The 9,755-nt window shown below is 43.8% G+C and carries 9 protein-coding genes; all 9 read left to right on the top strand.

Going from position 1 to position 9,755, the window contains the following annotated elements:
- The first annotated feature begins 234 nt into the window (after positions 1-234).
- Positions 235-1,134, top strand: a complete 900-nt coding sequence (locus Q0K92_RS12505) for an RHS repeat-associated core domain-containing protein (RefSeq protein WP_297326127.1) — start codon at positions 235-237, stop codon at positions 1,132-1,134.
- A gap of 66 nt (positions 1,135-1,200) precedes the next feature.
- Entirely contained in the window at positions 1,201-1,491 is a 291-nt protein-coding gene (locus Q0K92_RS12500; RefSeq protein ID WP_297326126.1) for a hypothetical protein, read from the top strand.
- A 792-nt stretch (positions 1,492-2,283) separates the two neighbouring features.
- Complete coding sequence (locus Q0K92_RS12495; RefSeq protein WP_297326125.1) at positions 2,284-3,444, top strand: aspartate aminotransferase family protein; 1,161 nt, start codon at positions 2,284-2,286, stop codon at positions 3,442-3,444.
- 46 nt (positions 3,445-3,490) lie between these two features.
- Positions 3,491-4,417, top strand: coding sequence for an ornithine carbamoyltransferase (argF, locus tag Q0K92_RS12490; RefSeq protein WP_297326124.1), 927 nt, complete (start codon positions 3,491-3,493; stop codon positions 4,415-4,417).
- Between the two features lie 80 nt (positions 4,418-4,497).
- Positions 4,498-5,724 carry an argininosuccinate synthase gene (locus Q0K92_RS12485; RefSeq protein WP_297326123.1) on the top strand — a complete coding sequence of 409 codons (1,227 nt, stop codon included), beginning with the start codon at positions 4,498-4,500 and terminating at the stop codon, positions 5,722-5,724.
- Positions 5,725-5,822: 98 nt separating this feature from the next.
- The gene (locus tag Q0K92_RS12480) at positions 5,823-6,308 is read left to right on the top strand and encodes a YajQ family cyclic di-GMP-binding protein (protein ID WP_297326122.1); all 486 of its coding nucleotides are present in this window, start codon (positions 5,823-5,825) and stop codon (positions 6,306-6,308) included.
- A gap of 277 nt (positions 6,309-6,585) precedes the next feature.
- Positions 6,586-6,963: a 30S ribosomal protein S12 gene (rpsL, locus tag Q0K92_RS12475; RefSeq protein ID WP_110337444.1), complete on the top strand. Its 378-nt coding sequence runs from the start codon at positions 6,586-6,588 to the stop codon at positions 6,961-6,963.
- Positions 6,964-7,024: 61 nt separating this feature from the next.
- Positions 7,025-7,495 carry a 30S ribosomal protein S7 gene (gene rpsG / locus Q0K92_RS12470; RefSeq protein WP_297326121.1) on the top strand — a complete coding sequence of 157 codons (471 nt, stop codon included), beginning with the start codon at positions 7,025-7,027 and terminating at the stop codon, positions 7,493-7,495.
- A 66-nt stretch (positions 7,496-7,561) separates the two neighbouring features.
- A complete protein-coding gene (gene fusA / locus Q0K92_RS12465; protein WP_297326120.1) occupies positions 7,562-9,652 on the top strand; it encodes an elongation factor G in 2,091 nt (696 codons plus the stop codon).
- The last annotated feature ends 103 nt before the right edge of the window (positions 9,653-9,755 follow it).

Genomic DNA, 9,755 nt, shown 5'->3' with positions numbered 1-9,755 from the left:
ACCGTTTAACCGGTCAGACCGACAACACCAGCTTTAAACTCTGGAAATACGACGCCAACAGCAAGTAGCCCGGATAAGCTTGCGTCATCCGGGAATCGACTTGATCCAAACTTTATCAGCTTGATGTGGGGAAAATGGCCAGATATATAAGCCCGTAGGTTGGAATGAGTTTACGAATTCCAACATAACGAACTGATCGGTGAATACCGCGACAATGCCGCAACTGCTACGCCGATGGATGATTGGCTGCTGAGACGGGAAACCATCTGGTTGGAGGATATCCCGGTTGCCGTAATCAAAAAGCCTACAACCACCGGCCCGATCCAGATCTCCTACATCCATACCGATCACCTCAACACGCCGAGAGTGATCGTCAATCAAAGCAATACCCCGGTATGGCGCTGGGACAATACCCATGCCTTCGGCGCCAACCTGCCGGACGAAGATCCGGATGGCAACAGTCAGTTCTTCGAATACAATCCGAGATTCCCGGGGCAGTATTTCGATAAGGAGACCGCACTTCACTACAATTACTTCAGGTATTATGAGCCGGAGACGGGTAGATACCTGACCCCTGATTCCATTGGGCTGGCGGGCGGGTTGAATGTCTATGGGTATGTGGGGCAGAATCCGCTGAGTTTTACTGATTCCAATGGATTACTACCTGACGCAATTGCTGATTTCGGATTAATTGCATTTGATCTTGCATCGTATGCATACAATAAAGCCCGAGGTTGCGATACGTCAGGGGATATTGCTTCATTAAAAGCGAATACTTTGGGACTGCTTATTCCTGGTGCCACAGGTTTGGGGCTTGGGGTTAGGGCTTCTGGTGTAGGTTCAAAGACAATATCTGTTTTAGGGAAGAATCCTGATTATATTAAACGAGCAAATGAATTAGGAGCAAAACGTTTTAGTATTCCAGCAGATGTATGGAACAGAATGAATAAAGCCGACCAATGGACTGCCAATAAAAAATTTCTAGATCGAATGATAAGGCGTGGAGATGATATCGTTTTATCAAATTCTGTTAAGGACATCAATGATGTATCTGGAACATTCCGAAGAGAATTAAATTATATGATGGAACAGGGATTTAAGATAAGTCGTGATGGAACAAGGTTAGTAAAATAAAATAAAATGACAAATATTATGTATAAACTAATAAGTCTCCCACGAGAATTCTCTCAGAAAAACACGGTGTCTATGTATGATTTATTACAAGCGGTAGGTTATACAAGTATAGCGAGACAAGTTTCTGAGCAAGATTTATATGACGCACTATTTTCTCATCCTGATTTTGTCAATGAGTGGCTTGAATACTCTGAAGATAAGAGATGTGCGGGCTGGTATTTCAGATTAAATGATTCAAATAAATATTTGGTTGGTTATTTTGATCTGAATAGAAACATAGAGACCGAATATGATGATAAGTTAGAAGCTTGCGCTGCTTTTGTAAAACGTGAATTGGATGAAATTATTAAAAAATAAACAAAATGACAGCTCCCGTAGGACGCATTGATAATGCTCCGAATTTATCAGCTTGATGTGGGGAAAATGGCCAGATGTATAAGTGCAGTTTTGACTCTGATGGCAGACTCAAAACCCACCTCATAGGCAGCTCGTAGGTTGGAGTGAGGCTACGAACTCCAGCATAACAGTTGGTTGGTGAGAGAGAAACAATGCCGCTATTGCTGTACCGGTAATCCTTTGGCTGATGGCATGACAACCTTTACCTAGAATGTTGCGGACAAGCTCTCGATGAATTATCAACAATGCATATCTGCAAATCAATTTCCTGGATCAACACATTACCAAAATGACCTGCTTAGTCTCCAAGTATCTCTTCTGCAATGACTCCAGCTCGGCAACTAATCGGCAAATGCCAGACAATATTGTCACCGCCATGTCGGCGGAAGAAGGGTTAATCCGGCAAGAAACTGTGTGGTAGTGGGGTATTCCAGTTGCGGTGTTTGATAATCTGTTAAGTATTATAAGTATAAATGAGGGAGTTATTCGTCAATATGATGAATGAAGTGGAAGAGTACTGCAATTGTCTTTCATCAAAACTCGGTTGTTTGTGGCCGAGTTTCGGGTGATATGGTACCGTTGTCTAACAGCGTGAGCATACAGTCGAATTAAGGATTCCTAAAGAAAAAAGCTTGAAAAAGCTGATTAAATAGGTGAACATAATCACTTTTCCGAATTTCTCATACCTTGTCTGGTATAGCGCTTAATTGAATTTTCCATCTGAAATGTGAGTGTTGTGTTGTGTCTAATTTGATGAATACTTATTCACGGCTGCCTGTTACCTTTGTCAAAGGCGAAGGAGTGTGGTTGTGGGATGACCGTGGTGAGCGGTATCTGGATGCTTTGGCTGGCGTTGCTGTATGTGGGTTGGGGCATTGCCACCCAAGATTGACCAAAGCGATCTGTGAACAGGCCGGAATGCTGATTCATACTTCCAATCTTTATCATATCGAAAAGCAGGAGCGACTGGCTGATCGTCTGATTGAGTTATCAGGAATGGACAATGCGTTTTTCTGTAATTCCGGTGCGGAAGCTAACGAAGCAGCGATAAAACTGGCGCGATTGCATGGACACAATCAGGGGATCTCGCTTCCTACCATTATTGTGATGGAACGTTCGTTTCATGGTCGTACCATGGCAACGCTGACAGCAAGCGGAAACCGTAAAGTACAGGCAGGATTTGAGCCTTTGCTGTCCGGTTTCGTACGGGTTCCATATAACAATATGGATGCGATTGCACAAGTTGCCGCCAACAATAAGGATGTCGTTGCGGTACTGGTGGAGCCTTTTCAAGGTGAGGGCGGTGTCAATATTCCTGAAGCGCATTATCTGCAGGAATTACGTCATTTGTGCAATCAGAACGGATGGTTGCTCATGCTGGACGAGGTGCAATCCGGAATTGGGCGTAGCGGGAAATGGTTTGCATTTCAGCATAGCGGTATTATGCCGGATGTGGTAACTCTGGCTAAGGGCCTGGGAGGCGGGGTGCCAATCGGTGCTTGTCTGGCAAAAGGTACGGCTGCTGAAGTCTTCAAGCCGGGTAACCATGCTTCCACTTTTGGCGGTAATCCGCTGGTTTGCGCAGCGGCGATCGAGGCACTGAAAGTGATTGACGATGAAAATCTTCTCGATCATGCGACGAAATTGGGTGACTTTATGCGTGATCGGTTAAAAAAACAACTGGCTGATGTAACGGGTGTTGTGCAAGTCAGGGGTCAGGGTTTGATTATCGGTGTTGAGTTGTCAGTGCCATGTGGCGAATTGGTAAAAAGAGCGCTGGAAAAGAAATTATTAATCAATGTGACATCCGATAAAGTGATACGTTTGCTGCCCGCATTTGTGATGCAACAAAGCGAAGCTGAGCAAGTGGTTGATATCACTTGTCTGTTGATAAAGGAGTTTTTGAATAACTAAACAGGCTACGTAGGTAGTGTATTGCTGATTGGTTATTTATCTCGTTATGCAATTTAAGCATTTTCTGCAATTTAAAGATTTTTCCCGAGAAGAGTATGAGTATTTATTTGAACGCACTCGCTGGATAAAGCGGGAATTCAAACAATACCGGCAATACTGGCCATTGGCAGATCGTACGCTGGCCATGATTTTTGACAAAAATTCAACACGTACACGTCTGTCATTTGAAGCGGGAATGCATCAATTAGGTGGTGCGGCAATCTATCTGTCGACGCGGGATACGCAACTGGGACGAGGAGAGCCGGTAGAAGATGCGGCTCGGGTCATTTCACGGATGGTCGATCTAATTATGATTCGTACCTATGAGCATGACACAATCAAACGCTTTGCGGAGCATTCAAGAGTGCCTGTAATCAATGGCCTAACCGATGAGTATCATCCATGTCAGATAATGAGTGATATTTTTACCTATATAGAATACAGGGGAAGCATAGCAGGCAAAACAGTCGCATGGATTGGTGATTCCAATAATATGTGCAATACCTGGCTGCAGGCGGCTGAAATTTTTGATTTTAAAGTGCATGTATCAACACCGCCGGGTTACGATATTCATCCTGAGCAAATAGGATTAAACAGTACGGCTCATTATGAAAAGTTCGCTAATCCCCGGAAAGCTGTGATCGGTGCGGATTTGGTGACGACGGATGTGTGGACTAGCATGGGATTTGAGGCGGAAACAGAGCAAAGGAAAAATGATTTTGCCGCATTCTGTGTGAATGCGGAAATGATGTCTTTAGCGAAGAAAGATGTAATATTTATGCATTGCTTACCGGCTCACCGTGGTGAAGAAGTGAGCGCCGAAGTTCTGGATGGGCCACAATCGGTGGTGTGGGATGAGGCGGAAAACCGGTTACACACGCAGAAGGCATTGATGGAATATTTGCTGCTGGGCAAGTTAAATAGTGGAAGTTAAGTTTTCTTCAATTTGAGAATGATGACGAGACACTGAGTCATAACAGTACAAAACAACGGAAGTACTCAATATTTAAGACAATGAAAAAAATTAATAAAGTGGTTTTAGCGTTTTCGGGCGGATTGGATACATCGGTTATCTTGAAGTGGCTGCAGGATACTTATCAGTGTGAGGTAGTTACTTTTACTGCTGACATCGGACAGGGGGAAGAAGTTGAACCGGCGCGTGTCAAGGCAAAACAACTGGGCATCAAAGAAATTTATATTGATGATTTGCGTGAAGAGTTTGTACGCGATTTTGTGTTTCCTATGTTTCGAGCCAATACAATTTATGAAGGTGAGTATTTGTTGGGTACGAGCATCGCACGTCCATTGATTGCAAAAAGGCAAATTGAAATTGCCAATGAAACTGGTGCAGATGCAGTTTCACATGGCGCAACGGGCAAAGGTAATGATCAGGTGCGTTTTGAGTTGGGTTATTATGCCTTGCAGCCAAACATACAGGTGATTGCTCCATGGCGCGAGTGGGATTTGGTGTCAAGGGAAAAATTGCTGCAATACGCGGAATTGCATGGTATTCCGGTTGAAATGAAAAAAAAGGCGGGATCACCTTATAGCATGGATGCCAACCTCTTGCATATTTCCTACGAAGGCAGGGTTCTGGAGGATCCTGCCGCAGAGCCTGAAGAATCAATGTGGCGCTGGAGTGTTGCGCCGGAAAAAGCGCCGGATGAGCCTGAGTATCTGGATATCGAGTTTGCGCGTGGCGACGTCATTGCATTGAATGGTAATAAATTATCACCAGCAGGTGTTTTGGAGAAGCTGAATCAGTTGGGTGGCAAGCATGGAATCGGCAGACTGGATTTGGTGGAGAATCGTTACGTTGGCATGAAATCGCGAGGATGCTATGAAACTCCCGGTGGAACAATTTTATTGCGTGCGCATCGAGCAATAGAGTCGATTACTCTGGATCGTGAAGTGGCACATTTAAAGGATGACTTGATGCCAAGGTATGCCGCTCTGATTTATAACGGATATTGGTGGAGCCCGGAGAGAAGGATCCTGCAAACCTTGATTGATGCCACCCAGGAAAGGGTGAATGGATGGGTGAGATTGAAATTGTATAAGGGCAATGTCATTGTGGTGGGTAGAGATTCTCAAACCGATTCATTGTTTGATCCTAATATTGCGACTTTTGAGGATGATGCGGGTGCGTATAATCAGGGGGATGCGGCAGGATTCATAAAATTGAATGCATTAAGGTTGCGCATTGCAGCAGGCGTTGAAAGAAAGAAAAGTAAGAATTAGAAATCTCTTAACATAGAAAAAGAAGATCAAGAACAACAAATAAGTTAGAGTGGACATGCAGAAAACACGAATTGATTGACTCAATTAAAAGAATTATTATGCCAACGTTTGATATAGTTTCGGAAGTTGATAAGCAAGAAGTCAGGAATGCGATTGATCAAGTCAACAAGGAAGTGAGTACTCGATTCGACTTCAAAGGCTCTGATGCGAGAGTTGAGCAAGTTGATTATCAATTGACTGTGTTTGCTGATGATGAGTTTAAACTGGAACAGGTTTCAGATATTCTGCGAATCAAATTGACGAAGCGGAATGTGGATGTACGGTGTCTGGACACAGGGCAGATTGAGAAAGTAAGCGGCAATAAAGTAAAGCAGGTGATAACAGTTAAAACCGGTCTCGATTCCGAGCTGGCAAAAAAGGTTGTAAGAAGCATTAAGGATAGCAAGCTCAAAGTTCAAGCAAGTATTCAAGGGGAAGTAGTGCGTGTAGCGGGCACAAAAAAGGACGTGCTGCAAGAGACCATGCATTTAGTGAAGAAATTGATTGATGATTTTCCATTGCAGTTCCAGAATTTTAGGGATTAATAAAATACAATATGAGCGTGGCACTAGAGCATTAGATTGAAGCATGAATTTTCTAAATTATTTTGTTAAATAAAATAAGATTTCATAATCCATGTTTGTCTTGACATGCAAAGATAAACCCCATAGAATCCGCTCTCTTTTTTGTCACATCTTTAACGTATCTTAAAGGTGCTGAATTACTAATCGTAATTGTAATGACGATTAAACACGGAATAATCAGCAAATAAAATAGTATGCGAACGGCCCAAGAGTCGTTCCAGTTTTTTAGGACATAGAAATGCCGACAATTAGTCAGTTAGTTCGAAAGCCACGTGTTGCTAAGCGGGTTAAAAGTAATGTGCCTGCATTAGAAAACTGCCCACAAAAAAGAGGGGTATGCACACGGGTGTATACAACAACACCAAAGAAACCGAATTCAGCTTTACGTAAAGTTGCGAGAGTTCGGCTAACCAATGGATTTGAGGTGTCGAGTTACATTGGTGGTGAAGGGCATAATCTTCAGGAACACTCAGTGGTATTGATCCGCGGTGGTCGTGTCAAAGACCTGCCTGGTGTGCGATATCACACAGTTAGGGGTAGCTTGGATACAGCGGGAGTGAAAGATCGTAAGCAAGGGCGCTCGAAGTATGGTTCTAAGAAACCAAAGAGTGCTTAGAATATAGGGCTTGATGTTCGGGTAACTAAAGAGATATGTAGTAAGAAAATGAGGTTGCATAATGCCAAGACGTAGAGAAGTTCCAAAGCGCGAGATACTGCCAGATCCAAAATATCACAATGTAGAATTGGCAAAATTTGTTAATGTTCTGATGACGCGTGGCAAGAAATCGGTTGCAGAGAGAATTATTTATGGAGCACTGGAGCATATAGAAAAGAAAACCGGTGGCGATCCATTGGAGGTATTTACGCAGGCGCTGACTAATGTGCGACCAGTGGTGGAAGTTAAGAGTCGTCGTGTCGGTGGTGCTAATTATCAAGTTCCGGTTGAAGTAAGGTCGGTGCGACGTAATGCCTTGGCGATGAGATGGCTAAGGGATGCGGCCAGGAAGAGAAATGAAAAATCTATGGATGTCAGATTGGCTGGCGAATTAGCTGAAGCAGCCGAAGGGCGGGGCGGGGCAGTTAAGAAACGAGAGGAAGTGCATAGAATGGCTGAATCAAATAAAGCTTTCTCGCATTTTAGGTTTTAGTAGATTGGATTTAAGTAATAAGTTCTGTCAAAAATTAGATTGAAATAAATGTAAGGCATTATAATTGTGGCAAGAAAAACTCCCATAGAACGTTATAGAAACATAGGCATTATGGCGCATATAGATGCTGGTAAAACTACCACCACTGAGCGTGTGCTTTTCTACACTGGCGTATCTCACAAGCTTGGAGAGGTGCATGATGGTGCGGCCACTATGGATTGGATGGAGCAAGAGCAGGAAAGAGGGATTACTATTACTTCTGCGGCCACAACCTGCTTCTGGAAGGGGATGGCAGGTAATTATCCTGAGCACCGGATTAATATAATAGATACGCCGGGGCACGTGGATTTTACTATTGAGGTCGAGCGTTCATTGCGCGTTCTGGATGGTGCCTGCACAGTATTTTGCGCAGTAGGTGGTGTGCAGCCTCAAACTGAAACGGTTTGGAGGCAGGCAAATAAATATGGAGTTCCCCGGCTGGCATTCGTTAATAAGATGGATCGTTCGGGTGCTAATTTCATGCGTGTATATGAACAGATCAAAACGCGACTTAAAGCAGTGCCTGTGCCGATACAATTACCAATAGGTGCTGAAGATAAATTTGAGGGTGTTGTTGATCTGATAAAAATGAAAGCTATCTACTGGGATGACGAAAGTCGCGGGATGAAATTTGAGGAGCGCGATATACCGTCAGATTTGAAGGCAGATGCTCAAGAATGGCGCGAAAAGATGTTGGAAACCGCGGCAGAAGCAAATGAAGATTTGATGAATAAGTATCTTGAAAATGGAGACCTTGAAGCCGCCGAAATTAAGAATGGGCTGCGTACACGGACTATTAATAATGAGATAGTGCCCATGATGTGCGGTACCGCTTTTAAGAATAAAGGTGTGCAGGCGATGCTGGATGCGGTTATTGATTATATGCCATCACCTACAGATATTAAGGCAATAGAAGGTGAGGCCGAGAACGGAGAGGCAGCTGAAAGAATGGCGGATGATAGCGAGCCATTCTCAGCTTTGGCATTCAAGATCGCAACCGATCCATATGTGGGGCAATTAATATTTTTTAGAGTATATTCAGGCGTCGTTACATCCGGTGATACAATTTACAATCCTATCAAAGGGAAGAAAGAAAGGATTGGTAGGCTATTGCAGATGCATGCAAATCAACGAGAAGAGATCAAAGAGGTTCGAGCGGGAGATATTGCCGCGGCTGTTGGGCTGAAAGATGTGGTTACGGGCGATACTTTATGTGATCCACAGAGAATTATCACTCTGGAAAGAATGGATTTTCCGGAACCGGTGATTCATGTTGCGGTTGAGCCGAAAACAAAAATAGATCAAGAAAAAATGGGCATTGCGTTGAATAGGCTTGCACAAGAGGATCCTTCATTTAGAGTTAGGACAGACGAGGAATCGGGGCAGACAATTATTTCCGGAATGGGAGAGTTACATTTGGAAATTATTGTCGATCGTATGAAGCGCGAGTTTGGTGTAGAGGCTAATGTAGGGGCGCCACAAGTTGCATATCGTGAGGCGATAAGAAAACAAATAGAAATAGAAGGGAAATTTGTTAAACAATCGGGTGGTCGTGGGCAATATGGCCATGTCTGGCTCAAAATGGAACCCAATGAAGCCGGGAAGGGTTTTGAATTTATCGATGAAATTAAAGGTGGTGCGGTGCCTCGTGAATACATACCTGCGGTTGAGAAAGGACTGTTGGAAACGATACCAAGTGGAGTGTTGGCTGGATATCCTGTAGTGGATGTCAAGGTGACGCTTTTCGATGGCTCATATCACGATGTAGATTCTAACGAGAATGCATTTAAAATGGCGGCATCGATAGCATTCAAAGATGGAATGCGCAAAGCAAATCCGGTTTTGCTGGAACCAATGATGGCTGTTGAAGTGGAAACGCCCGAAGATTTTATGGGGAACGTGGTTGGTGATTTGTCATCAAGAAGAGGCATGATACAGGGTATGGAAGACGTTCCTGGTTTGAAGGTAATTCGGGCTGAAGTGCCGCTCGCCGAAATGTTTGGTTATTCCACCGCACTGCGATCGGCGACGCAGGGTAGGGCGACGTACTCCATGGAGTTTAAGCATTACTCTGAAGCTCCAAAGAATGTGGCAGAAGCAATAATAAATAAGAAATAATCGAATTGATAGAGTGCAGAGGATAGGTCATGGCAAAAAGTAAATTTGAGCGATCGAAGCCACACGTAAATGTTGGAACGATAGGTCACGTGGATCATGGTAA

The organism is Nitrosomonas sp., assembly GCF_024282095.1.
Classification (GTDB): Bacteria; Pseudomonadota; Gammaproteobacteria; order Burkholderiales; family Nitrosomonadaceae; genus Nitrosomonas.
This window is presented reverse-complemented; position numbering and strand designations above follow the sequence as displayed.

Excerpts from the sequence above, each read along its gene's own strand:
- Q0K92_RS12505 (WP_297326127.1), top strand. The coding sequence starts at position 235 with ATGGATGATTGGCTGCTGAGACGGGAAACCATCTGGTTGGAGGATATC.
- Q0K92_RS12495 (WP_297326125.1), top strand. The coding sequence starts at position 2,284 with ATGAATACTTATTCACGGCTGCCTGTTACCTTTGTCAAAGGCGAAGGA.
- argF (WP_297326124.1), top strand. The coding sequence starts at position 3,491 with ATGCAATTTAAGCATTTTCTGCAATTTAAAGATTTTTCCCGAGAAGAG.
- Q0K92_RS12485 (WP_297326123.1), top strand. The coding sequence starts at position 4,498 with ATGAAAAAAATTAATAAAGTGGTTTTAGCGTTTTCGGGCGGATTGGAT.
- Q0K92_RS12480 (WP_297326122.1), top strand. The coding sequence starts at position 5,823 with ATGCCAACGTTTGATATAGTTTCGGAAGTTGATAAGCAAGAAGTCAGG.
- rpsL (WP_110337444.1), top strand. The coding sequence starts at position 6,586 with ATGCCGACAATTAGTCAGTTAGTTCGAAAGCCACGTGTTGCTAAGCGG.
- rpsG (WP_297326121.1), top strand. The coding sequence starts at position 7,025 with ATGCCAAGACGTAGAGAAGTTCCAAAGCGCGAGATACTGCCAGATCCA.